Genomic DNA, 25,092 nt, shown 5'->3' with positions numbered 1-25,092 from the left:
CAAATTAACCCAATTTCCTTGCTGAATAAGGCTTTCGGGCCGCCAAATGGTCCCCCTGGCAGGAATCGAACCTGCATCTAGCGCTTAGGAGGCACTTGTTCTATCCATTGAACTACAGGGAGCGGATAGCTACAACGGGGCGGACCGGACCCCTGATCTGTGATTGCCGCGCCGAAATGACGCCGCAAGCGCTTGCGTTTTCAGCCATGCAAGCGAGGGCAAGAGTATAGCAAAACCGTCGGAAACGACGTCACGCCCAACCTCAAAACTCCACCACCGCGAACTCCGCCTTGCCGACGTCGCACAGCGGGCAGCGCCAGTCCTCGGGAATCGCGGCAAAGCGGGTGCCGGGCGCGATGCCTTCTTCGGGCAAACCTTCTTCTTCGTTATAGATCCAGCCGCAAATCAGGCAAACCCAGCTCTTGTACTCAGTCACTTCCGTTACTTCGCTCACGACGTACTCTTCTCTCTTCAATGCAATGATCCCGCGCAGTCTGCCCCTTTTTCGGGCATCCGCGGAGAGCCGCAATATTACCGGAATTCGTCAACGGCATCGGCAATCGGACTTGACGCAGGCACGCACAAGCTCCGTCACGCACCGCGTGTATGCTGCTGACTCGCAGCGGCGCTGCGCATCGTGCGTGGCTCACGTTTCTAACAAGGAGAAAACGATGTTCAAAACCAGATGGTTGACCGGCGCGGCACTGGCTGGATTGCTGGCGGCGTCCGGCGCGGCGCAGGCGGCAAGCGTGTCCTTCGTGCAGCCGACGGACGGCGCGACCGTCAGCAATCCCGTCCACGTGGTATTCGCCGTCGACGGCATGAAGATCGCCCCGGCCGGCACGATGACGGACGGCACGGGCCATCATCATCTGCTCGTGGACGGCAAGCCGCTGCCGAAAGGCGAGGTGATTCCCGCCAACGACAAATCGCTGCACTTCGGCAAGGGTCAGACGGAAACGGACCTGACGCTGACGCCGGGCGACCATACGCTGACGCTGCAATTCGGCGACGGCGCACATCGCTCTTATGGTCCCGGACTCAGCAAGACCATCACCGTGCATGTGAAGTAGCGCGCGCCGCCGGATCGCAAATGGCCGGGCGCGCATCGGCATCGCCCGGCAGCCGCTTCATGCTCGCGTTCGCACGCTCGCAAGGGGATAAGAGCCGACGCAAGCCACCCGAGCCGACCGTCGACGCCAGGCATCGCGACGCGGCGCGTTCGTCCTATATCTTCCTGCATACAGGCACCCGCTCGCGCGCCCGGTACAATGAGCAGTTCCGAATCCTCGCTGTCTTCTCCAATTTCCCATGTCGCTTTACACCATTACCGGAGCGCAACTGGCGTTCGGTCACGTCGCGTTGCTCGATCACGCGGACTTCTCTCTCGAACCGGGCGAGCGGGTCGGTCTGATCGGCCGCAACGGCGCGGGCAAGTCGTCGCTGCTGAAGATCGTCGCCGATCTGGCGAAGCCCGACGACGGCCTCGTCGCGCGCCAGCAGAGTCTGACCACGGTGTACGTGCCGCAGGAGCCGGAGTTCGATACCGACGACACCGTCTTCGAAGCCGTCGCGGCCGGCCTCACGCACGCCCGCGCGCTGCTCGACGAATACGACGCGGTCGCCAACCAGCTCGCGGATGAACCGGAAGGCGCGCAGCACGACGCGCTGATGGCGCGCATGAACACGCTGCAATCGTCGCTGGACACCACGAACGCCTGGAACTGGAGCACGCGCGTCGCCACCACGCTGCAGCAGATCGGCCTGAACGGCGAGGCGCGCGTGGGTTCGCTCTCGGGCGGCATGCAAAAGCGCGTCGCGCTGGCTCGTGCGCTGGTCGTGCAGCCGGACGTTCTGCTGCTCGACGAGCCGACCAACCACCTGGATTTCGACGGCATCCGCTGGTTGGAAGATCTGCTGGTGTCGCAGCGCGCGGCGCTCCTCTTCATCACCCACGACCGCGCGTTTCTCGACCGCGTCGCCACGCGCATCGTCGAACTGGATCGCGGGCGTCTGCTGTCGTATCCGGGCAACTTTTCGGCTTATCAGACGCGCAAGGCGCAGCAACTGGAAATCGAGCGCGTCGAAAACGAAAAGGCCGACAAGCTACTCGCACAGGAAGAAGTCTGGATTCGCAAGGGCGTCGAGGCGCGGCGTACGCGCAGCGTCGGCCGCATCGCGCGGCTCGTCGAAATGCGCAACCAGCGCGCGGAACGCCGCAACGTGCAAGGCAACGTCAAGCTCGACGTCGGCCAGGGCGAGAAGTCGGGCAAGATCGTCGCGGAACTGACGGATGTCACGAAGCGCTACGGCTCGCGCACGGTGATCGACCGCTTCACCGGTACCGTCATGCGCGGCGACAAGATCGGCTTTGTCGGTCCGAACGGCGCGGGCAAGACCACGCTGCTGAAGATCATCCTCGGCGAATTGAAGCCGGACGAGGGCACGGTGCGCGTCGGCACCAATCTGCAGGTCGCGTATTTCGACCAGATGCGCGCGCAACTGGACCTGGACAAAAGTCTCGCCGACACCATCAGCCCAGGCAGCGAATGGGTCGAGGTCAACGGTCAGAAAAAGCACGTCATGAGCTATCTCGGCGACTTTCTGTTCGCGCCGGAGCGAGCGCGTTCGCCGGTCAAGTCGCTGTCGGGCGGCGAGCGCAACCGGCTGCTGCTCGCGCGTCTCTTCGCGCGGCCGGCCAACGTGCTGGTGCTCGACGAGCCGACCAACGACCTCGATATTCCCACGCTCGAACTGCTTGAAGAACTGCTCACGGACTATGACGGCACCGTGCTGCTCGTGAGCCACGACCGCGCGTTTCTGGATAACGTCGCGACGTCGGTGATCGCGTCGGAGGGCGGCGGCAAGTGGCGCGAGTATGTGGGCGGCTTCACCGACTGGCAGTTGCAAAGCGAGCGCTCGCAGCAGTTGGCGCAGGAAGCGCAGAAAGAGGCGAGCAGGGACGCGGCTAAGGACACAACTAAGGACACAACGAAAGACGCGGCGAAAGACGCCAATAAAGACACAGCCAAAGACGCCTCCGCCAACGACAACACAGCCGGCCGCAATCCGCAGCGCGCGGCCAAGCTGTCGTTCAAGGAGCAGCGCGAACTCGAGGCATTGCCGCAGAAAATCGCCGCGCTGGAGGCCGAGCAGAAAACCATCGGCGCCCAGCTTGAAGAAGGCTCGGTCTTCGCGAAGGACCCGCAGGAAGGCACGCGTCTTTCCGAACGCTATGCCGCTATCGACGAAGAACTGCTGGCCGCGCTCGAGCGCTGGGACGAACTCGAAAACCGTCGCAAATGAGGCGGCAAGCGCCGGCGTCTTTCGTCGTCGGCGCTTTCGCTTGCATGTGGACCGCGCCTTGTCCGAATGGCCAATCGTGTGCGCCGTGAATTGCCGCCAGGTTCGAAATCAGTAAAATACCCCGCGAACAAGGCATCCCCGGCGTTTTCAGCAGCGGTGGCGCTGGGCCGCGAGATGCAGCGCCCAATCAGGGGAATGCTGTAAATGCGCACGAACGCCGCGCGCTCATCACGCGGCGAACGAGCGCAACCCATGCGACAAACAGCTTGCCCGCATCGCGGGCATCCCACCTAACCACGTTGTTTCGTTTCGCTTTTTTTGAAAACTCAACGCATTGTCCACGGACTTATCAACCGGACCTGTGGACAACGATGAACCGACGCACCCGAGTCAACCATGTCCACGAAAAAGCCAAACGCCGCGTATAGCGAAGCGTCGATCAAGGTGTTGAAGGGTCTCGAGCCGGTCAAGCAACGGCCCGGCATGTATACCCGCACCGAGAATCCGCTGCACATCATTCAGGAAGTCATCGACAACGCGTCGGACGAAGCCCTCGGCGGCTACGGCCGGCAAATCACGGTCACGCTGCACGCGGATCATTCGGTGTCGGTCGAAGACGACGGCCGCGGCATCCCCTTCGGCCTGCATCCGGAAGAAGGCGTGCCGGTCGTCGAAATCGTGTTCACGCGCCTGCACGCGGGCGGCAAATTCGATAAAGCCGCTGGCGGCGCGTACACGTTTTCGGGCGGCCTGCACGGCGTCGGCGTGTCGGTCACCAACGCGCTGTCCACGCGCCTCGACGTCGCCGTATGGCGTGACGGTAAGGTCGCCGCGCTCAGCTTCGCCAACGGCGACGTCGCCAAGCCGCTCGAAGTGCGCGCCGCAGCCAGGGGCGAAAAGAAGTCGGGCACGCGCGTGACCGCATGGGCGAATCCGAAGTACTTCGATTCGCCGAATCTGCCGCTCGGCGAACTGCAGCGTCTGCTGCGCTCGAAAGCGGTCTTGTTGCCGGGCGTCGAAGTCACGCTCGTCAATGAGCGAACCGGCGAACAGCAAAGCTGGAAATACGAAGACGGCTTGCGCGGCTATCTGCTCGAAGGCATGAGCGGCAGCGACCTGCTGATTCCGCTTTTCGAAGGCGAGCGTTACGCCGAAAACTCGCGCGCGAACGAAGAGACGTTTGCCGAAGGCGAGGGCGCGGCGTGGGTCGTCGCGTGGAGCGAGGAAGGGCCGCTCACGCGTGAGTCGTACGTCAATCTGATTCCGACGCCCGCGGGCGGCACGCACGAATCCGGCTTGCGCGAAGGCTTGTTCCAGGCGGTCAAGAGTTTCGTCGAGTTGCACAACCTGCAGCCGAAGGGCGTGAAGCTGCTCGCCGAAGACGTGTTCGCGCGCGTGTCGTTCGTGCTGTCGGCGAAAGTGTTGGACCCGCAGTTCCAGGGGCAAATCAAGGAGCGTCTGAATAGCCGCGACGCGGTGAAGCTGGTGTCGTCGTTCGCGCGTCCGGCGCTCGAATTGTGGCTCAACCAGCACGTCGAGCACGGCAAGAAGCTCGCGGACCTCGTCATCAAGCAGGCGCAGGCGCGCACGCGTGCCGGGCAAAAGGTCGAGAAGCGCAAGAGTTCGGGCGTGGCCGTGCTGCCCGGCAAGCTGACCGATTGCGAATCGACGGAAATCGGCCGCAACGAGTTGTTCCTCGTCGAGGGCGATTCGGCGGGCGGCTCCGCGAAAATGGGCCGCGACAAGGAATTCCAGGCGATCCTGCCGCTGCGCGGCAAGGTGCTGAACACGTGGGAAACCGAGCGCGACCGTCTCTTTGCCAATAACGAGGTGCACGACATTTCGGTGGCGATCGGCGTCGATCCGCACAGCCCGGACGACAAGATCGATCTGTCGAATCTGCGCTACGGCAAGATCTGCATTCTGTCGGACGCGGACGTGGACGGCTCGCACATCCAGGTGTTGCTGCTCACGCTGTTCTTCAAGCACTTCCCGCAGTTGATCGAACGCGGTCATGTGTGCATCGCGCGTCCGCCGCTCTTTCGCGTCGACGCACCCGCGCGCGGCAAGAAGCCCGCGCAGAAGCTGTACGCACTCGACCAAGGCGAGCTCGAGGCGATTCTCGACAAGCTGCGCAAGGACGGCGTGCGCGACACGCAATGGTCGATCAGCCGCTTCAAGGGGCTGGGTGAAATGAGCGCCGAACAACTATGGGATACGACGATGAACCCGGACACGCGGCGTCTCACGCCGGTGGCGCTCGGCGAGCTCGACTACGACGCCACGGTCGCGCGCATGACCATGCTGATGGGCAAGGGCGAAGCGGCGTCGCGCCGCAACTGGCTCGAAGAAAAGGGCAATGAAGTCGAAGCGGATATCTGAGCGGTGCAAGCCAGCGCTCCCGCACGAAACCTCACGCCAAACACGATACGGATTCTAGATGGACGACGATAACACTCTCGACCTTTTCACCGAGCCGCCACCGCCCGAAGGCGACTTCCTGACGCTCGGCAACTACGCGGAGCGCGCGTATCTCGACTATGCGGTGAGCGTGGTCAAGGGCCGCGCGCTGCCGGATGTCTGCGACGGCCAGAAGCCGGTGCAACGCCGCATCCTGTTCGCGATGAACGACATGGGTCTGTCCGACAACGCCAAGCCGGTGAAGTCGGCGCGCGTGGTCGGCGACGTGCTCGGTAAGTATCACCCGCACGGCGACCAGTCGGCGTACGACGCGCTCGTGCGTCTCGCGCAGGATTTTTCGATGCGCTATCCGCTGATCGACGGCCAGGGCAACTTCGGCTCTCGCGACGGCGACGGCGCGGCGGCGATGCGGTACACCGAAGCGCGCCTGACGCCGATCGCGAAGCTGCTGCTCGCCGAAATCGACCAGGGCACCGTCGACTTCATGAAGAACTACGACGGCGAGTTCGACGAGCCGCGGCTCTTGCCCGCGCGTCTGCCGTTCGTTTTGCTGAACGGCGCGTCGGGCATCGCGGTCGGTCTCGCGACTGAAATTCCGTCGCACAATCTGCGCGAAGTCGCGGCTGCCACGGTCGCGATGATCCGCAATCCGAAGATCACGCACGCGGAGTTGATGGAGCATGTGCCGGGGCCGGACTTCCCAGGCGGCGGCCAGATCATTTCGAGCGAAGCGGAAATCTCGGCGGCCTATGAAACCGGCCGCGGCAGTCTGAAGGTGCGCGCCCGCTGGAAGATCGAGGACCTCGCGCGCGGCCAGTGGCAACTGGTCATCACCGAATTGCCGCCGAACACGGCCGCGCAGAAGGTGCTCGAGGAAATCGAGGAGCAGACCAATCCGAAGATCAAGCTCGGCAAGAAAGCGCTCACGCCCGAACAGTTGCAGGGCAAGCAGACCATGCTCGGCCTGCTCGACGCCGTGCGCGACGAGTCGGGCAAGGACGCGCCCGTGCGCCTCGTATTCGAGCCGAAGTCGAGCCGCATCGATCAGACGGAGTTCGTCAACACGCTGCTCGCGCATACGAGTCTCGAGTCGAACGCGTCGCTGAATATGGTGATGGTGGGCGGCGACGGCCGGCCGCGTCAGAAGGGCTTGAGCGAAATCCTGCACGAGTGGATCGCGTTCCGTTTCGCGACGGTCACGCGCCGCACGCGTCATCGTTTGACGAAGGTGGACGACCGGATTCACATCCTCGAAGGCCGGATGATCGTCTTCCTGAATATCGACGAAGTGATCCGCATCATTCGAGAGTCCGACGAACCGAAGGTCGCGTTGATGGCCGCCTTTGGCTTGTCCGACCGGCAGGCCGAAGACATCCTCGAAATCCGGCTGCGTCAGTTGGCGCGGCTCGAGAAGATCAAGATCGAGAAGGAACTCGCGGAACTGCGCGACGAGAAGGCGAAGCTCGAAGAACTGCTCGGCAGCGAATCGGCGATGAAGCGTCTGCTCATCAAGGAAATCGAAGCCGACGCGAAGCAATACGGCGACGAGCGCCGCACGCTGATCCAGCAGGAAAAGCGCGCGACGTACGAAGCCCGCGTGGTCGACGAACCGGTCACGGTCGTGGTCTCGCAAAAGGGCTGGGTGCGCGCGCTGAAGGGGCACGGGCTCGACACCGCGGGCTTCACGTTCAAGGCCGGCGACAGTCTCTACGCGGCGTTCCAGTGCCGCACGCCGGACACGCTCATCGCGTGGGGCAGCAACGGGCGCGTCTATTCGGTCGCGGTGGCGTCGTTGCCGGGCGGCCGCGGCGACGGCGTGCCGGTCACGTCGCTGATCGAAATGGAGTCGGGCAGCCATCTGATGCACTACTACGCGGCGTCGGCGGATCAGGCGTTGCTGCTCGCGTCGAGCAACGGCTTCGGCTTCATCGCGAAGGTCGGCGACATGGTGAGCCGCGTGAAGGCGGGCAAGTCGTTCATGACGATCGACGCAGGCGCCGCGCCGCTCGCGCCCATGCCGATGCTGCCGGACGCGACGCAGGTTGCATGTCTGTCATCGGCGGGTCGCCTGCTGGTGTTCGGCATCGACGAAATGAAGACGCTGTCGGGCGGCGGCCGCGGCGTCACGCTAATGGCGCTCGACGACAAGGAAACGCTGGTGCAGGCGCTCGCCATCAACGCGGCCGGCGTGATGCTGATCGGCGCGCGCCGCGGCGGTCGTCTGGACGAAGAAAAGCTGAGCGGCGCCGCGCTCGCCGCGCATGTCGGCAAGCGGGCACGCAAGGGCCGCGCGCCCGAGAGCAAGCTCAAGCTCGAAGGCATGCGTCCGGTGCCGGTTGCCTGACGAAGATTCATGTTGAAAGCGGCCGGCGTCTGCTAGCATGCGAGGCGCTGGCCGTGCAAGTCATTGCAGTACAGCGCATTGCAGTACAGCGCGCGGCAAATTCGGGGGCGGCGTCGCGGTATCGAGTCGAAGTACCAGCGAAGTAGCAGGTCGCGGTACTTCGTCGAGACATCAGCCGCGCTGCAATAACAACAAGAAAAACGACGCAAGCCACGGGCGTTTTGGAACTGCACGCAGGGCGTGCGGTCGAACGCGCTCAATAGCCGCTGCTCATATCATTCGGCATAAGCGGTGTGGCGTCGTCGGAGAGGAATACAACATGAACAAGGCTATCGAACTCGCGCTCTTTCTACATCTGCTCGCAGTCGCGGTGTGGGTGGGCGGGATGATCTTCGCGCACTTCTGCTTGCGCCCCGCCATAGCCGATCTCTCGCCGCAATTGCGCTTGCCGTTGTGGGAATCGGTGTTTGGCCGCTTCTTCAATTGGGTGGCGGCTTCGGTGCTCGTCATTCTGCTGACGGGCGGTTTCCTGCTGATGCAATTCGGCGGCGGTCACGCCACCTGGCCGTTGCATGCAATGGCCGGCCTCGGCATCGTCATGATGCTGATCTTCGGGCATATCCGGTTCGCCGTATTTCCGCGCATTCGCCGCGCAGTGCAGGCGCAGAAGTGGCCTGACGGCGCGCAGGCGGTCGGCACGATCCGGCGTCTCGTGCTGATCAACATCGTGCTCGGTGTCGTGACGGTCGGCTTCGCGGTGCTGTCACGCGGATTCTGATCGCGCTAAGCCCACGCGCCATACGCAAGCCACAGCCCGCACGCAATCGCCACGGTGCCGTACACCGCATACACGGGCAGCTTGAGCTTCGCGAAGCACATCGCCGAGAACACGGCGGTCAGCAGATAGACCGGTTGCAGCGGCACATGTCCGGCGATACGCAGCACGGCCACCGCGAGGAACGCCGTGGTGACGGCGCGCAGAATCCGCATGCCATGCTCGAATCGCGGATTCATTTTCAACTGATGCAGATGCCGCTGCGCCAGCACGACGAGGCATCCCGACGGCACGAACAGCGCGAGCGTGGCGAGCAGCGCGCCCGCCCAGCCGTCGACGAGATAGCCGAAGAACGGCACCACGTTCAGCAGCGGTCCGGGCGAGATCGGCGACAACGAAAAAGCCAGCGTGAAGTCGTTGTCGGAGACGCCGATGGTCGGCGTGACGAACAGCGTCTTGAGCACCGGCAAGGCGGAAAAGCCGCCGCCGAAGAGCGTCATGCCGGCGCCGGCGAGCCGCGGCCATAGCAGCGCGAGATCGTAGCGATGCGGCAGCGGCAGCGCGAAAAGCAGCACGAATACGCACAGCATGGCGAGTATCTGCCAGTCGCCTCGCGAGAACGACACGACAAAGCGCGTGCTGCGCACGGGGCTTACGACCCAGCCGGCGCCGAAGGCCGCGCTCAGCATCAGCACATAAGCCGCCGGGCTGTGTGCATAGAAAAGCGCGAAGCAGCCGACCACCGCCGCCGTCCATTCGAGTTTGCCGCGCACGAGCGCGCGCGTCTGCTTGTACCAGGTGATGCCGATCAGCGTGGCGAGCACCACGCTAAAGTGATTCAGCAAGGTCTGCGACGCGAAGGTGCGCACGAGCGGCGTGCGGTAAAAGATCGCGAACAGCGTCATCAGCATGAAGAAGGGCAGCACGCTCGCGATGCCCGCGACCCATGCGCCGGCGCGTCCGCGCAGCGCGTGTCCGAGCTGCACGGCGACGTTGCAGCCCACGGGCCCCGGCACCATCCACGCAAGCGCGATCAGATCGGAGAACGCGACGCGCGAGAGCCGGGCCTCGCGCTCGACGTAGTGATTCTCGAGCTGCGCCATTAGCGCGAGGCCGCCCCATGACAACGCCGACAGGCCGAGCACGACCTTGAACAGCGTCCATAGCGGTTCCCGCTCCCCTCGTCTTGCAGCTTCGTGGCTTGTTATCGTGTGCATGGCGCCACGGGCGTCCGCGAGGCGGGCGCCCGTCCTGTGATCCTTTGATGTTGCGCGCGGCCGGCCGGTCCGACGGCATCGCGCGAGAACGCAATACAGCGAGAATGTAGCCGGTTTTGCGCGGCCGCGGTATGGATGGGCTTGCAAAGCCGCAGCGTTAGATGAAGCCCTCGGCGCGCGCCTTCAGCACCCTGTCTAACCGTTCGTGCTGGTGCTCGTGCTGTTTGCTTCCTGAACCGGGCGCCGGCCGGCCATGCCGCACACGCCGAAACGTTCGAGCAGCGCGGGAATCGCGTCGACGGGAACGGGGCGCGAAAACAGAAAACCTTGTGCTTCGATATGGCCGAGCGCGGCGAGCCACGCAATCTGCTCTTCGGTTTCCGTTCCTTCGACCACCACCGTGAGCCCGAGCGAGCGCGCCAGATTGACGATTGCGGTGACCATCACGCAGACGCTGCGGTCGCCCGGAATAGCCTGGACGAACGAGCGGTCCACCTTCAGCGTGTCCACCGAAAAACGGTTCAGATACGAGAGCGACGAATAGCCGGTGCCGAAGTCATCGAGTGCAATGCGCACGCCGAGACGCTTGAGCGCAAAGATTTTTTCGGAGACCAGTTCGGGATACTCCATCATCGCCGTCTCGGTGATTTCGAGTTCCAGACGGCGCGCGGAAATGCCGCTTTCCTCGATGGCGTGCGAGATCGTCTCGTACAGATCGCCGCGCCAGAACTGCACCGCCGAAATGTTCACCGCGAGCGACAGCGTGTCGTAGCCTTGCTGCTGCCAGACCGCGAGTTGCCGGCACGCGGTCTCGATCACGAAGTCGCCGATCGGCACGATCAGTCCCGTGGACTCCGCGACGGGAATGAACTCGTTGGCCGGAATCAGACCGTGCTGCGGATGATTCCAGCGCACCAGCGCCTCGAAGCCGGTGATGCAGCGGCGCGTCAGATCGATCTTCGGCTGATAGGCGAGAAAGAGTTGCCCTTCGGCGAGCGCCACGCGCAACTGCTGCTCCCACTTCATCAGATGGTCCGCGCGATGCGACAGTTGCGGCGAATAGAACTGGTAGCAGTTCTTGCCCGCGTCTTTCGCGCTGTACATCGCGAGGTCGGCTTTTTTCAGCAGATCGATCTCGCTTTCGTTGGCCACCGAATAAAGCGCGATGCCGATGCTCGCATGCAGCACGAAGGAACTGCCGCGCACTTCGAACGGTTTGGCGAACGCCTCGGCGGCCGCTTCGGCAAGCGCCACCGCGCGCTTTTCCACGTCCTCGCCCTTGATCACGACCACGAACTCGTCGCCGCCGATGCGGCTCAACGTGCCGCCGTCCGCGACCGCCGTGGCGAGACGCGAGGCCGTCATTTGCAGCACGATGTCGCCGGCGTTGTGGCCGAGCGTGTCGTTGACCGTCTTGAAGTTATCGAGGTCGATAAAGAGAATCGCGAGGTGGCCGAGGTTGTGCGGCTGCGCCACTTCTTGCCGTAGCGTGCGCAAGGTCGAATAGCGATTGCGCAGGCCGGTCAGCAGGTCGTATTCGACCAGATGCGTCATCTCGCGCTCGCGGCCGAGCAGTTTGCCGATCAGACCGGTTGCGACCGCGAAGAAGCTCAGCATGGCGAGCGAGATGAAACCCGCCATCAGCAGATAGACGTTGCGCGTGTGGTTGTAATCGGCGAATTCCTCGGCTTGCGAGAGGCCCACGAGCACGCCGAGGGGATAGCCGTCGATATGCCGGTACGACACGATGCGCGTGACGTTGTCGAGCGAATCGACGTAGGTGCCCGACACGTGTTCCGAAGTCGGATACGAGCCGCTTGCCGAAAACGTGCCGCTCGCGTTCACGACGCTGCCGGTGCGCCGCGCGAGCACGGTGCCGTTGTCGGAGATCACCGCGATCACGCCTTCACGGCCGATTGCCGCGTTGTTGTAGAAGTCGCTCGTGAAATAGCTCGGGTCTTCCGACACGACCACGACGCCCGCGAACGAGCCGTCCGGATGATTCAGACGCCGCGTCATCTGCAAAGTCCAGTGGCCGGATACGCGGCCGAGCACGGGCTTGCTGATATACAACTGGTCGTCGTTTTCGTGCTCGTGAACCTTGAAGTGCTCGCGATCCGACAGATCGATACGCTTGGGATTGAGTTCGGCGGTGTTGGCGATGAGTTGGCCGTGCTCGTCGATCAACGACACCTGCACGAGCGTCTCGCTTTGCACGACGCCTTTTTCCACCGTGCTGGCAAGGTCGAAACGCCCCGGCGTTTTCTCGAACTCGTATTTGACGAAGCGCGTGATCTGATCGACCTGGTGAATCGCCTTGATCGTATGCTGTTCGAGCGCCGCTGAGAGAATTGCGGCAGACGCCATCGCTTCGCGATTGGTGGCTTCTTTTTCGACCGAAAGACGCGCGAAGATCACAGTCCACAGCAGGATCAAGACGAGCACGCCGAGCGCGGGAATGGCGAGCAGCGCGCGACGGCGCGATACAGCGGGATCGCGGCGGCTTCGGGCTTCGCGCTGATCGGAGAAGCGGGGTTTGCTCATCAGGCGGCCCGTGCCCAGCTGCCGGCCGGTTGCGAACGCGCGAGCGTGGACTGCGCTGTTTTCATGGGTGGCTGCATGGAGTTGCCGGAACTGCTGCGCAAGAAGAAACGGCGTGGTTTCGCGCCTGATCGTCTGCACCGGGCCGGGTACGTTTCGATATTACTTAATGCCACTGGATTAAGGAAGGGTCCCGGCATCGGGTATACGCGGGCGCGGTCCGCGGCCGTATAAGGGCTATTTTGCGGGCTGTTTTGCGCTTCGCTTATCGGTTTGCTTTTAGGTTCGCTTTCAGGTTCGCTTTCGAATCCGCTCCATGCCCGGGCGGCCCGCGAATCCGGGCACGGGCGGGATCGGATGCTGGCGGTCGTTGTATTCGGATGATCCATCGGGATTCGGCGCTCCGGCATGGCGGCTTGTACCTGCGTGATCTTTTGGGCGGTTTGGTTATCCGTGCCGCATCGCGCGAGCGCGGCAAACGGCTTTTTGTGGCTAAACGTGCTTAAGCGTGGCTAAAAGAGGTGAGTCGCGTACGGCTTATCGTCATCGACTTGCAGCGGCATCGCCGTTGCTTTAGCAGGGCTCGCGGGAAGCCAGCAAACGACGGGCCGCTCACGGCATACGGAACGTGCCGTCGACGACCGTCACCGACGATCCGCCGATCCACGTCTTGCCGTTTGCGTCGTCGTAGCGCACGAACACCTGGCCGGCGCGTGCGAGCGCGGTGCCCTGGCGCGCGGTATAACTCGCGCCCGGCCGCAAATTCTGCGCGCTCAACAGACCCGCGAGCGCCGCATTGGCACTGCCGGTAACAGGGTCTTCGCCGACGCCGAATGCGCCGCCCACCATCAGGCAACGCACTTCGAAGGTGGCGGGGCCACCGGCATCGTGCGGACCGTACGCAGCGACGCCGTGTGCGCCGACCGCGCGGACGGTGTGCGCGAGCGCGGCCGCGTCGGGCTCGAGCGCCAGACAATCGCGCGCCGAATTCATTCGCACGATGAGCCACGGCGCGCCGTTATCGACGGCAGACGGCGCGGCGCTGAAATCAATCGCGTTGCTGCGCATCGCCGCGGAAAGCGCGGCGTACTGCTGTTCGGGCAACGGCACGACGCGCGCGGGCGGCGCGGCGAACGCCCACGCGCCGTGCGCCTCGCCCGGACCTTCGCTGTCGGATTGCAACTCGACGAGCCCAACGCCGCATTGCTGGATGAGCTTGCCTGGCTGCTTCGGCTGATAGCCGCTTTCGAGCAGCGCGTGCGCGGTGCCGAGCGTCGGATGACCGGCAAAGGGCAATTCGCCGTGCGTCGTGAAGATGCGCACGCGATAGTCGGCGGCCGGGTCAGTCGGCGTCGACAGGAAAGTTGTTTCGGACAGATTGGTCCAGTGCGCGATCGCCTGCATCTGAGCGGCGCTGAGCGCGTCGGCGTCGAATACGACGGCGAGCGGATTGCCTTTGAACGGCACTGACGTGAATACGTCGACCTGCTTGAAACGAACTGTGTTGGCGGGCATCGGGCGTGGTCCGTCGATCCTGCGGTTGGTATGGTTCGCGGATTCTATCTGCTGCCGCCGGAACGATCCACCTCGCCACAAATGCAAAACGCGCCGCGGGTGCCTGGCACCTCGCGACGCGTTCCGTGGAGCGCCCGGCCGAACCGCGCCTCGCGCTCGTAACGCTGCGTGAACTTATGCGACGCCGCGTTACTCGACTTCCGCGATCATCTCGATCTCGACGCATGCGCCGAGCGGAATCTGCGCGACGCCGAACGCCGAGCGCGCATGCTTGCCGCGCTCGCCGAACACGTCGGCGATCAGTTCGGATGCGCCGTTCGTGACCAGATGCTGCTCGGTGAAGTCGAGCGTGGAGTTGACGAGACTCATCAGCTTGACGATGCGCTTGACGCGGTTCAGGTCGCCCACGTGCGCGTGCAGGGTCGCAAGCAGGTCGATGGCGATCGAGCGCGCGGCCACTTTGCCTTCTTCAGTGCCGATGTCGGCGCCGAGCTTGCCCGCCCACACCTTGCCGTCTTTCTTCGCGATGTGGCCGGACAGGTACACCGTATTGCCGCTTTGCGCGCTCATCACATAAGCGGCGGCCGGCGCGCCGGCGTTGGGCAGTTCGATGCCCAGTTCCTTGAGCTTGTCGTACACATTCGTTTGAGCCATGTTGTCCTCGGTCGGTAGTGAAAAACGGAAGAAGCGGAAGCGGGCGAAAACGCAAAAGCGGGCGATGGCCCGCTTGCCTTTACAGCTTCGCGCGGATCAGCGCCGCGAGACGCGCCACGCCTTCGTCGATCTTTGCCGGCGGCACCGTGACGAACGACAGACGCAGCGTGTTGTGCTGCGCCTCGTTCGCGAAGAACGGACCGCCCGGCACGAACGCGACATTCTGCGCGACGGCTTCCGCGAGCAGCTTCATGCTGTCGATCTGCGCGGGCAGATTCACCCACACGAACATGCCGCCTTCCGGCCGATTCCACGTCACGCCTTCGGGCATATAGCGTTCGAGCGAGTTCAGCATGGCCGCACACTGGTCGCGATACAGCTCGCGAATGGTCGGCACGTGCGTGTCCAGAAAGCCGTCCTTGATCACTTCATGGACGATGCGCTGCGTGAAGCTCGGCGTATGCAGATCGGTGGCCTGTTTCGCCTGCACGAGTTTGAAGATCAGCTCTTCGGGCGCGATGATGTAGCCGACCCGCAGACCCGGCGCCAGCACCTTCGAGAACGAACCGAGGTGGACGATGTGATCGGGCGCCATCGACAGCATGGTCGGCAGCGGTTCGCCCGCGTAATCGAGCGCGCCGTAGGGGTCGTCTTCGATCACCGGGAACGGCGCGGTTTTCGCGAACGCGGCGAGCGCGCGGCGGCGCTCGACCGGCAGGCGGCGGCCCGTCGGATTCTGAAAATTCGGTTGTGCGTACAACAAGCGCGCGCCGGCGGTGAGCTTCGGCGTAAGTGCTTCGGGGATCAGCCCGTGTTCGTCGGTCGGCACCTGGACGTAGCGCGGCTCGTACATCGAGAACGATTGCAGCGCGCCGAGATACGTAGGCGTTTCGACCAGCACGGGGCTTTCCGGACACACGAGCACCTTGCCGAGCAGATCGAGCGCCTGTTGCGAGCCGGTCGTGATCAGCACCTGACTGGCGCGGATCTGTGCGCCGTTCACCGAATAGCGCGCCGCGACCCATTCGCGCAGCGGCGCGTACCCTTCGGTCGCGCTGTACTGGAGCGCCGCGGCGGGCGCGTCGCGCAGAATGCGGTCGGACGCTTCGCGCATGCGTTCAGCCGGGAACGTGGCCGGCGAGGGCAGGCCGCCCGCGAACGAAATGACTTCAGGCCGTTCCGTGACCTTCAGAATCTCGCGGATCGCCGAGCTCGTGAGCTTGCGTGCGCGTTCGGACAATTGCCACGTGGGGGCTTTCAGGTCGCTTTGGTCCATGGTCTCCTCTGCTGGTGTCTCTGGAACCGGTCAAAACTTCGATTATCGCGCGAGTCGGCGACCCGCGCGCGCTGCTTATTTAAGGGTCCGTAGACCGCTCGGTGTTTCGAATTCGGCGACGAGCGCGGCGGGGCCGTCGGTGGCCTGCACGTCGATCAGATGCGCGGCGCCCAGCCACTGCAATTGCGCCGCCACCGTATCGGCTTGCGGATGCACGCCTTTGAGCGCTTTGAGCGCGATGCCGGTCTCGGGCAATACCGTCGACGGATGCTGCGCCGTGTCCCACTGGATCAGCGACGGCAGCACGCCGTCGCCGGCGCCTTGCCAGGCGGGGAAAGCGCCGTCTTCCGGCACCGACAGGCCCCACGCGAAGTCGCCGCGCGTGAGCGGCACGATCGGCGGAATGCGCTGCGGATATTGCGCCTGCCACGTCGGCAGATGCTTCGGCCGGTCGACGCGGGCCACCCAATGCGACAGATACGGGCCGTTTTCCAGGCGAGCGTGGGTCGCGGGGTCGTCGAGCGCGAAGAGGCGCGGGCGGGGCGCGGCGGTTTCCGTGGCTTCGCGGGCGACGTCGGCATGCGGGTCGGCGGCGATCACTTCCAGGTACGCGCCGCCCCACAGGTTCAGCAGCCGGTTGTGCGTGCGCATTAACGGATGCGCGCCGCCGCCGGCCGGTTCGACCCCGAGGATGTCGGCGACGTACTGCACGCCTTCGTCGAGCGTGCGGGCGGAAACGACGAGATGATCGAGACGTAGCGGATGTGCGGTCATTGCGGATCGGGAAACGGGTTTCTACGGTAGGTCTGGCCTGCGCCGCGTGCCGGTTGCGGCGTGCCGGTTGCGCGGGCGCCGGGGTCGTAAGCATAACCGTTCGCGGGCGCGGCGCATCGGCGGATTGGGCGATGGGCGGGCTGCGTGGGTTGCGCGGGTGAATTTCGCGCTGGCTTTGGTGGTTTGAGGTGCGTGCAGGCTCGGTTGTTTGCTTGCGCGCTCGTCGGCACTGTCTGCTGGTTGCTGACTCGCGCCCATGACGTTCCGGTGAGCGGATCGCCGACCTGATGCACGGTCCGCCAGGCGCTTTCGGTATGCTGATCGCCACCCAGCCTCACGCACCGCCCGCCAGCCGCTTACCGCCAGCCCGACCGCCTTCTGTCTCAAATGTACCGGCGACGACCTGCACAGTAACGGTACAATCGATTCGATACCGTTCGGTACAGTTGGAGCCCGTCATGTCCGTCCCGCTTACGCAGATTCCCGCCCCGCACGACACGGCGTCGCTGACGCTTGTCGAGCAGCTCGTGCAGTGGGCGCGCCGCCGCATCGAGGAGCGCGTGTTCCGTCCCGGCATGCGCATGCCGTCGATCCGCAAGCTGGCGCTCGACAAAGGCGTGTCGCGCTTCACCGTGGTCGAGGCGTATGAGCGGCTCGTCGCGCAGGGTTACCTGGAGTCGCGGCGCGGCTCGGGTTTCTTCGTGCGCGAGCGATTGGCGGGCACGGCGGTCGCGGACATTCGCCCGGCCGCGCACGCGAGCGCGCCGGCCACCATCGACGTCGTCTGGCTGCTGCGCAACATGCTGCACACCGGCGCGCGCCCGGAGCGCAGTCCGGGGCTCGGCTATCTGCCGGCGCGCTGGCTCGACGGCGAGCTGATCACCAACGCGCTGCGCACGCTCGGCCGGCAAAGCGGCGCGCAGATGCTCGGCATCGGCACGCCGCTCGGTTTTCTGCCGCTGCGTCAGCAATTGCAGACGCGTCTCGAGGAACTGGAGATCGGCGCGTCGCCCGATCAGATCGTGATGGTGTCCGGCGTCACGCAGGCAATCGACCTCATTTCGCGCATTTATGTGAAGGCGGGCGACGCGGTGATCGTCGGCGATCCGGCGTGGTTCCAGATGTTCGGGCGCTTTGCGTCGCAGGGCGCGCGGCTCGTCGGCATGCCGTACACGCCGGACGGCCCCGATCTCGACGCGCTCGAATCGCTCGTGCAAACGTGGCGGCCCAAGATGCTGGTGATCAACTCCGTGCTGCAGAATCCGACTGGCACGTCGCTGACGGCCGCGCAGGCGTTTCGCATTTTGCGACTGGCGGAGGCTTACGATTTCATCGTCGTCGAAGACGATATTTACGGCGATCTATGCCCGCCGGGCTATGCGGGCACGCGGCTCGCGAGCCTCGATCAGCTAAAGCGCGTGATCTACCTGGGCAGTTTTTCGAAGACGCTCGCGCCGAATTTGCGCGTCGGCTTTATCGCGTGCGCGCCCGAGGTGGCCAAGGCCGTCAGCGACCAGAAGATGCTGGTCGGCATGACGAGTCCCGAGTTGAACGAGCGCGTGCTGTACAAGATTCTGACCGAAGGACACTACCGGCGCCATGTCGAGCGGCTGCGGGCGCGGCTTGACGGCGTGCGCGAAAAATCCGCGCGGATGCTGGAAAAGACGGGCCTCAAGCTCTTTTTGACGCCGACGGCGGGCATGTTCGTGTGGGCCGACACCGGAGTCGACGCCGACGGACTCGCCGCGGCCGGCCACGAAGCCGGCTTTCTGCTCACGCCCGGCAGCCTTTTTTCGCCGCAACAATCGCCAACGACGTGGATGCGCTTCAACATTGCCAATTGCGGCGATCCCGAACTGGCGACATTTTTGTGCCGCTATCTCGACGGCGTTGCGCGCCGCGCCTCTTGAAACCGCGCGGATTGTCCTTATTTAGGCGGACAATCCGGCGGCATTCGCAAGAACCGATTGGCAAAAACCCGATTCGCAACAGAGAGGAAGTCCGACCATGGCACAAGAAACCATGAGCTTTCAGGCGGAAGTGAAACAGCTTCTGCACCTGATGATCCATTCGCTGTACAGCAACAAGGAAATCTTTTTGCGCGAGCTGATTTCCAATGCGTCCGACGCGGCCGACAAGCTGCGCTTCGAAGCCATTGAAAACAGCGGGTTGTACGAGAGCGATCCGAATCTGCGCATTCGCGTGTCGTACGACAAAGAGGCGCGCACCATCACGATCGACGACAACGGCATCGGCATGAGCCGCGACGAGGCGATCGCGAATCTCGGCACGATCGCGCGCTCGGGCACCAAGGAATTCTTCGGCAAGCTGTCGGGCGACCAGCAGAAAGACGCGGCGCTGATCGGCCAGTTCGGCGTGGGCTTTTATTCGGGCTTTATCGTTGCCGACAAGATCACCGTCGAGACGCGCCGCGCCGGCTTGCCGGCGTCGGAAGGCGTGCGCTGGGAAAGCGCGGGCGAGGGCGACTTCGCCGTCGAGCAGATCGAGCGCGCCGCGCGCGGCACGACCATCACGCTGCATCTGCGTGCGGAAGAGGATGAGCTGCTGTCGTCGCATCGGCTGAAGTCGATCATTCAGCGCTATTCGGATCACGTCGCGCTGCCCATTCTGATGAAGAAGGAAGAGTGGGACGCCGAAAAGAGCGCGATGGTCACGAAGGACGAAGACGAGACCGTCAATCAGGCAAGCGCGCTGTGGACTCGCGCGAAGAACGACATCACGGACGAGCAGTACAAGCAGTTCTATCAGCATCTGTCGCACGATCATCAGGACCCGCTGACGTGGACGCACAACCGCGTCGAAGGCCGCAGCGAGTACACGCAATTGCTGTACGTGCCGACGCACGCGCCGTTCGACCTGTGGAACCGCGATCATCGCGGCGGCCTCAAGCTGTATGTGAAGCGCGTGTTTATCATGGACGACGCCGAGCAACTGCTGCCGTCGTATCTGCGCTTCGTGAAGGGCGTGGTCGATTCGAGCGATCTGCCGCTGAACGTATCGCGCGAAATTCTGCAGGAAAGCCGTGACGTCAAGGCGATCCGCGAGGGCGTGACCAAGCGCGCGCTGTCGATGCTCGAAGAGTTGGCCAACTCGGAGAACGAAGCCGATCGCGAGAAGTACGGCGGTTTCTGGAAGGAATTCGGCCAGGTGCTGAAGGAAGGCATCGGCGAAGACTTCGCGAATCGCGAGCGCATTGCCAAGCTCGTGCGCTTTGCCTCCACGCATACGGAGACGCCCGAGCAGACCGTGTCGCTCGCCGACTACGTGGCGCGCATGAAGCCCGAGCAGTCGAAGATCTACTACGTGACTGCGGACACCTGGCAGGCCGCGACGCACAGCCCGCACCTCGAAGTGTTCCGCAAGAAGGGCGTGGAAGTGCTGCTGCTGACCGACCGCGTGGACGAGTGGATGCTGTCGTTCCTGAACGAATTCGACGGCAAGCCGTTGCAAAGCGTGGCGCGCGGCGACCTCGATCTCGGCGCGCTGAACGACGAGGAAAAACAGGCGCAGGAAAAGGTCAGCGAAGAACTCAAGCCGCTCGTCGAGAAGATGAAGGACGCGTTGAAGGACAAGGCCAAGGACGTGCGCCTCACGTTCCGCCTGACCGATTCACCGTCGTGCCTCGTTGCCGACGACGGCGAAATGAGCGGCTACCTGCAGCGCATGCTCAAGGCTGCGGGTCAGCAGGCGCCGTCGTTCCACCCGATTCTCGAAGTGAATCCGGAACACGCGCTCGTGAAGGGCTTGCACGCGGACAGCGCTAACTTCGACGACTGGTGTCACCTGCTGTTCGACCAGGCGTTGCTCGCCGAAGGCGGCGCGCTCGAAGATCCGGCCAGCTTTGTGAAGCGCACCAACACGTTGTTGCTCGCGCGCGCGAATGCCGCCTGATTGCGCGATGATTGCATAGCGTCGCGCAGACGCTTTATGTCCTCGCGACTCGAATGCGCTGCTTCGGCAGCGCATTTTTTTCGCCTTCTCATTCGTGCGCGTGTTTTAACGCTCCAGTGTCAGCGCGTGTAAATGCCGCACTTGTGCAAGCACACTGCCGGCCAATTCCTTAGCCTCGAAACTCGAGTGGTGATCGGCGAGCACTTTTGCCGCGAGGCTGCCAATGGCTGCGCTGCTTTGCTTCGACGTGTGGTGCTGCGCGAGCGCCGAGCCGGCTAGCTCTTTCTCGATATGCGTGGCGCCCGGACGATGCAATACGACCGACGCAAGATGCGCGATCCGGTCAGATGTTTCCTTCGCGTTTGTAGTATTCAATCTGCCTCCCTGCTGCTAGTTGTTGATTTGCTGGACGCCCCTCGGCCGTCTTCGACCAGGGCGGAATTCATTATGGTTAACTAACTAAAATTTATCAACGACCATAAATTGAGATTGGTTTATGAGATGCCGCGCGCGGCATTATCTTGGGAATCGCGCTTCGAACCGGAGGCTCGAAGAACCACCTTGGTTTCTTCGGGCCGCTTTGTGTACCTGGCCGCGCGCGTCGAATGTGGAATGTGTTTTGTGACTCAAGCGCATACACCTGCGCAGCGCGGCATCTTGTAAATTTTTATGTCCGATTCCGCTGTGGCCGCCCCGGCCGTTATGGTCAATGTGACAACGCGTCTGGAGACCGTGCATCTTCTGTGGTCGATACTGCGCGAAGAGGGTTTCGAGCCCGCCATATCGCGTGCCGCCGAGCTGGCCGCCGCGGGCGTGACACCTCAATTGCACGCCGACCTGCACGCGAGCGCGGGGAATTTCGAGCTGGCGTATCACAGCGCATCGCAAGCACAAGCGAGCGAGAACGGCGCGCGCCATGCCCGCGTTGCGTTGTTCGCCGACGCACTCGGGCGCGGCGAAGTCGCGCGGCATCACAGTGAGCTGGCAGTCGCCGCGCAGCCGCCCACCGCGACGCTTGAATGGGCCGCCTGGCTCATCAACGATTGCGGCGCGCATTCCGCGGCGGCGCACATGTTGCGCGCGTATCGGCAGCGCGAACCGGAGGATGCGCACGGGCCGTGGTGGCTTGCTATTTCGCTTGGCGCGCTAAGCGGCCCTGGTGTGCGCGACGAGCGGCGCGTGGCGCTCGCGCGAGCTTATACGCTCGACCCCGCTGTCGACCCCGCGTTGCCCTTGCAACTTGCATTGGCGTTGCGCGAGGCGCGCGACTGGGCCGCGCTCGAACATCTTTCCCGCGACATGCTGACGCGCAATCCCGCTGATGCGGAAATGGCCTGGCAGCTCAGTCACGCGCAATGGCAATGCAACGACGCGGCGGCCGCCGAGGCGACCATGCGCGCCGCTAATGCCGCTTCGCCCGGTAACGCAGACGTACTCGCCGCGATCGGCTTCTATCTGTGCGAGCAGGCGCGCTACGAGGAAAGCGAGGCCATGCTGCATCAAGCCCTCGCGGCGAACCCCCACGCGGTGACGCCCGCAGTCGATCTCGCCGATCTCGAACTGCGGCGCGGCTTCTGGACAAGCGGCTGGAAGCGTTTCGAGGCACGCCTCTCGCGCGACGACCGCGAGCCGAACAACATCGTTTCGGTCATGGCGCGCCTCTGTCCGCGTCGGCGCGGCGAGACGCTCGCGGGCAAGACGCTCGTGGTGCACAGCGAACTGGGCAATGGCGATGACATCCACATGGTCCGCTATGTGCCGCAACTCGCTGCACGCGTGCGCGCGGAGGGCGGGCGGCTCGTGCTGTGCGTGCGCAAATCGTTGCAACCGCTGCTTGGTCGTTTCTACGAGGACTGCGTATCGATCGATGACGGCCCGCTCGGCGCGCCCGATTACAGCCTGCCGATGATGAGCTTGCCGCTCGTTTTGAATTTGCAGCCAGAGCAGGTGCGCGGCGATGCCTATCTTCGCGCGGATCCGGGCAAGGCGGCGCTCTGGCGCGAGCGGCTTCGCGCGCACGCGCCGCACGCGCGGCTGCATGTGGGCCTCGTGTGGGCGGGCAGCCCGACGCATCGCCGCGATGACAAGCGCTCGATTGCGCGCGCTGCGCTCGAGCCGCTGCTGTCGCTCGCCGATGTCGCGTTCTATTCGCTTACGCCAGGACGCGCAGCCGACGTCGCTGTGATGACCGCGCAGGGGCATCGCGTATTCGATATGACGGCGGATTATCAGACGGGTTTCGACGATGTCGCAGCTCACCTTATGGCGCTCGATGCGCTCGTCACAGTCGACAGCGCGCCGCTGCATCTCGGCGGCGCGCTCGGGCGGCCGGTGTTGGGGATGCTCGATCACGTGTCGCATTGGGCGTGGGGCAACGCGGAGACGCAAGCCTGGTACGACTCGCTGGAACTTTTCAGGCAGCCGCAGCCTGGGCAATGGGCGCCGGTGGTCGAACGCGTGACGGCGCGTCTGCAAGCGCTGATGGCTGACGACGCAAGCAACGTCGTTCCGGGCACTGCCGCGCATCCCGTTGCGAACGGTTGACGGCGGGCCAGCCATGAGCAGTTCAGCATCAGCGGGTTCGTCCCCGAGCCAGAAGCTGTCAGACGATGCCGACGCATTGCATCAACTCGGTCTTGCGTCTTTCCGCGACGGCGCGCTCGAGCTAGCCTGCGAGCAACTCGATCGCGCATTGAATGCCGCACCGGAGCGAGCCGACATCTGGGAGCACCGCGGGCTGCTTGCGGCGCTGCGTGGCGACCGGATTGCGGCCGAGGCGTTCTATTATCGGGCGCTCGGCATGAGCGGCGGTAGTGCCAGTCTGCATCGGAATCTCGCGGATTGCCTGAAGGTTTCTGCACGCCTCGGCGAGGCGCGCCGGCACTATCTGAGCGCGCTCAGTTTCGAGCCGACGCTGCATCATGCGGTTCGCGCACTCGCGGAAATCTGCACGCAGCGGGAGCAGCATGCCGAGGCAGCGGACTTTTGGCTGCGTGCATGGGCGTTGGACGCGTCGAACGTTGCAGACGCATCGGCGCTGATCGCGGCATTATCCAAAGCTCAGCGCGATCCGGAACTCCACGCGCTATTGCCCGCGCTGCGCGCACGTTGTTCTGCCGATTCCGCGGCGCTTCGTCAACTCGCGTTCGCTTTGAACAGCGCGCAGCGTTTTGCCGATGCGCTCAGCGTCGCGAGGCAGGGCATCGGCGTCGATCCGCACGACGGCTGGTTGCATCACAACGCATCGTTTGCACTCAACATGCTGGGCGAGTTCGAGCAGATGCACATGCATAGCGCGGAGGCCGCGCGCCTGATGCCCGGCAACGCGCTGATGCAGTTCAACCTCGCCGCGGCACAGCTTCGCGCGGGCGATTTCGAGCAAGGTTGGAAGCAGTATCGTTGGCATGACGAACTGCCCGAAAACCACAGCCTGGTTCGGCCGGCTTATCCGCAGTGGCAAGGCGAGCGATTGCTCGGCTGCCGGTTTCTGCTGGTCGGCGAACAGGGACTGGGCGATCAGATCCAGTTTCTGCGCATGGCCGCCTGGCTGCATCGGCGGGGCGCGCAAGTGGACGTCTGGGTCGACGAGCCGCTCGGCGAAGTAGCGCGCCACGCGGCCGGCGTGCATGCCGCGTGGACCACTGCGCCGCCTGGCCCATACGATTACTGGTGCCGCATGCTGCAGATGCCCGCGCGTATGGACCTGGAGCTGTGCATGTTGCCGCTCGCCACGGCGTATCTGCAAGCGGAGCCCGCGAAGCTGCAGTTCTGGCATAACCGAGTGCAGGCGCTAAGTACCGGGCAGGCGCATCGGCCATTGAGAAAGCGCGTCGGCATCGTGTGGGCAGGCAATCCTGGATACGAGCTCGATCGCTATCGGTCGATTCCGCTTCGACAATGGCGGGCGCTTCTCGAGCAGCCTGGCGTGCGTTGGTTTTCGTTACAGAAGGGCGACGTGCAACACGACCCGGCGGCTGGGCCAGAGGGTATAGAGATACATATGTTCGGCCCTGAGATTCAAAGCTTCACGGACACGCTCGCGATCGTCCAATCGCTGGATCTTGTAATCACGGTGGACACGGCGGTTGCGCATCTGGCGGGCGCGTGCGGCACGCCGGTCTGGGTGCTGGTGCCCACATTCACGGATTGGCGCTGGATGGTCGCGCGCGACGATAGTCCGTGGTATCCGTCAATGCGCCTTTTCCGACAGCGCGAGTTGAACCGGTGGGACGCAGTGCTGGCCGATGTCGCGCAAGCGCTGCGGGAGTATGTCGGGGAATGAGCCGGATGCGTGGGGCGCATCCGGCTTCAGATTTTCGACCCGGCGCGATGCCCCGGTTTCGGGCGGCCAGGCCGA

Annotated in this window: 17 protein-coding genes and 1 tRNA gene; 9 read left to right on the top strand and 9 right to left on the bottom strand. The window is 64.0% G+C overall.

Annotated features, from left to right (window positions below; translation table 11 throughout):
* Nucleotides 1-47 precede the first annotated feature (47 nt).
* Together P0D87_RS15720 and P0D87_RS15715 are read right to left on the bottom strand one after the other, a co-directional pair.
* Nucleotides 48-122 (bottom strand) — tRNA-Arg (locus P0D87_RS15720).
* Nucleotides 123-262: 140 nt separating this feature from the next.
* Nucleotides 263-454 (bottom strand): rubredoxin, encoded by a 192-nt coding sequence (locus P0D87_RS15715; protein WP_029970007.1) that lies wholly within the window; start codon nt 452-454, stop codon nt 263-265.
* A gap of 217 nt (nt 455-671) precedes the next feature.
* Here P0D87_RS15715 and P0D87_RS15710 point away from each other — a divergent pair, with 217 nt between their 5' ends.
* The 5 genes from P0D87_RS15710 (at nt 672) to P0D87_RS15690 (ending at nt 8,849) form a co-directional block, all read left to right on the top strand.
* The gene (locus P0D87_RS15710) at nt 672-1,073 is read left to right on the top strand and encodes a DUF4399 domain-containing protein (protein WP_053857727.1); all 402 of its coding nucleotides are present in this window, start codon (nt 672-674) and stop codon (nt 1,071-1,073) included.
* A 238-nt stretch (nt 1,074-1,311) separates the two neighbouring features.
* Entirely contained in the window at nt 1,312-3,306 is a 1,995-nt protein-coding gene (locus P0D87_RS15705) for an ATP-binding cassette domain-containing protein (protein WP_053857728.1), read from the top strand.
* 396 nt (nt 3,307-3,702) lie between these two features.
* The gene (locus P0D87_RS15700) at nt 3,703-5,688 is read left to right on the top strand and encodes a DNA topoisomerase IV subunit B (RefSeq protein WP_053857729.1); all 1,986 of its coding nucleotides are present in this window, start codon (nt 3,703-3,705) and stop codon (nt 5,686-5,688) included.
* Between the two features lie 58 nt (nt 5,689-5,746).
* A complete protein-coding gene (gene parC / locus P0D87_RS15695; protein ID WP_053857730.1) occupies nt 5,747-8,071 on the top strand; it encodes a DNA topoisomerase IV subunit A in 2,325 nt (774 codons plus the stop codon).
* Between the two features lie 319 nt (nt 8,072-8,390).
* Nucleotides 8,391-8,849, top strand: a complete 459-nt coding sequence (locus tag P0D87_RS15690) for a CopD family protein (protein WP_029969999.1) — start codon at nt 8,391-8,393, stop codon at nt 8,847-8,849.
* 5 nt (nt 8,850-8,854) lie between these two features.
* Here the strand turns inward: P0D87_RS15690 and P0D87_RS15685 are convergent, their stop codons facing one another.
* The 6 genes from P0D87_RS15685 to P0D87_RS15660 all read right to left on the bottom strand — a co-directional run bounded on the left by P0D87_RS15685 (nt 8,855) and on the right by P0D87_RS15660 (nt 16,823).
* The gene (locus tag P0D87_RS15685; protein ID WP_053857731.1) at nt 8,855-10,063 is read right to left on the bottom strand and encodes a chromate transporter; all 1,209 of its coding nucleotides are present in this window, start codon (nt 10,061-10,063) and stop codon (nt 8,855-8,857) included.
* A gap of 195 nt (nt 10,064-10,258) precedes the next feature.
* On the bottom strand, nt 10,259-12,607 hold the full coding sequence (locus P0D87_RS15680) for a bifunctional diguanylate cyclase/phosphodiesterase (RefSeq protein WP_006048392.1): 2,349 nt from the start codon (nt 12,605-12,607) through the stop codon (nt 10,259-10,261).
* Between the two features lie 609 nt (nt 12,608-13,216).
* The gene (locus P0D87_RS15675) at nt 13,217-14,119 is read right to left on the bottom strand and encodes a PhzF family phenazine biosynthesis protein (protein ID WP_053857732.1); all 903 of its coding nucleotides are present in this window, start codon (nt 14,117-14,119) and stop codon (nt 13,217-13,219) included.
* Between the two features lie 189 nt (nt 14,120-14,308).
* The gene (locus P0D87_RS15670) at nt 14,309-14,773 is read right to left on the bottom strand and encodes a RidA family protein (RefSeq protein WP_006048390.1); all 465 of its coding nucleotides are present in this window, start codon (nt 14,771-14,773) and stop codon (nt 14,309-14,311) included.
* Between the two features lie 79 nt (nt 14,774-14,852).
* A complete protein-coding gene (locus tag P0D87_RS15665; protein WP_053857733.1) occupies nt 14,853-16,049 on the bottom strand; it encodes an aminotransferase-like domain-containing protein in 1,197 nt (398 codons plus the stop codon).
* Between the two features lie 75 nt (nt 16,050-16,124).
* Complete coding sequence (locus tag P0D87_RS15660) at nt 16,125-16,823, bottom strand: VOC family protein (RefSeq protein ID WP_053857734.1); 699 nt, start codon at nt 16,821-16,823, stop codon at nt 16,125-16,127.
* A 458-nt stretch (nt 16,824-17,281) separates the two neighbouring features.
* Here P0D87_RS15660 and P0D87_RS15655 point away from each other — a divergent pair, with 458 nt between their 5' ends.
* Together P0D87_RS15655 and htpG are read left to right on the top strand one after the other, a co-directional pair.
* Nucleotides 17,282-18,733: an aminotransferase-like domain-containing protein gene (locus tag P0D87_RS15655; protein WP_053857735.1), complete on the top strand. Its 1,452-nt coding sequence runs from the start codon at nt 17,282-17,284 to the stop codon at nt 18,731-18,733.
* Nucleotides 18,734-18,830: 97 nt separating this feature from the next.
* Nucleotides 18,831-20,735, top strand: a complete 1,905-nt coding sequence (gene htpG / locus P0D87_RS15650; protein WP_053857736.1) for a molecular chaperone HtpG — start codon at nt 18,831-18,833, stop codon at nt 20,733-20,735.
* Between the two features lie 105 nt (nt 20,736-20,840).
* On the opposite strand, the gene P0D87_RS15645 is transcribed toward htpG, so the two are convergent.
* Complete coding sequence (locus P0D87_RS15645; RefSeq protein WP_006048385.1) at nt 20,841-21,110, bottom strand: hypothetical protein; 270 nt, start codon at nt 21,108-21,110, stop codon at nt 20,841-20,843.
* A 294-nt stretch (nt 21,111-21,404) separates the two neighbouring features.
* On the opposite strand from P0D87_RS15645, the gene P0D87_RS15640 reads away from it, so the two are divergent.
* Entirely contained in the window at nt 21,405-23,279 is a 1,875-nt protein-coding gene (locus P0D87_RS15640) for a glycosyltransferase family 9 protein (protein ID WP_053857737.1), read from the top strand.
* Nucleotides 23,280-23,292: 13 nt separating this feature from the next.
* A complete protein-coding gene (locus P0D87_RS15635; RefSeq protein WP_053857738.1) occupies nt 23,293-25,017 on the top strand; it encodes a hypothetical protein in 1,725 nt (574 codons plus the stop codon).
* The last annotated feature ends 75 nt before the right edge of the window (nt 25,018-25,092 follow it).

The sequence above is a fragment of the Paraburkholderia sp. RL17-368-BIF-A genome (genome assembly GCF_046054045.1).
Classification (GTDB): Bacteria; Pseudomonadota; Gammaproteobacteria; order Burkholderiales; family Burkholderiaceae; genus Paraburkholderia; species Paraburkholderia graminis.
Note: the sequence above shows the minus strand (reverse complement) of the source record. Positions and strands in the feature narration are given on the sequence as shown.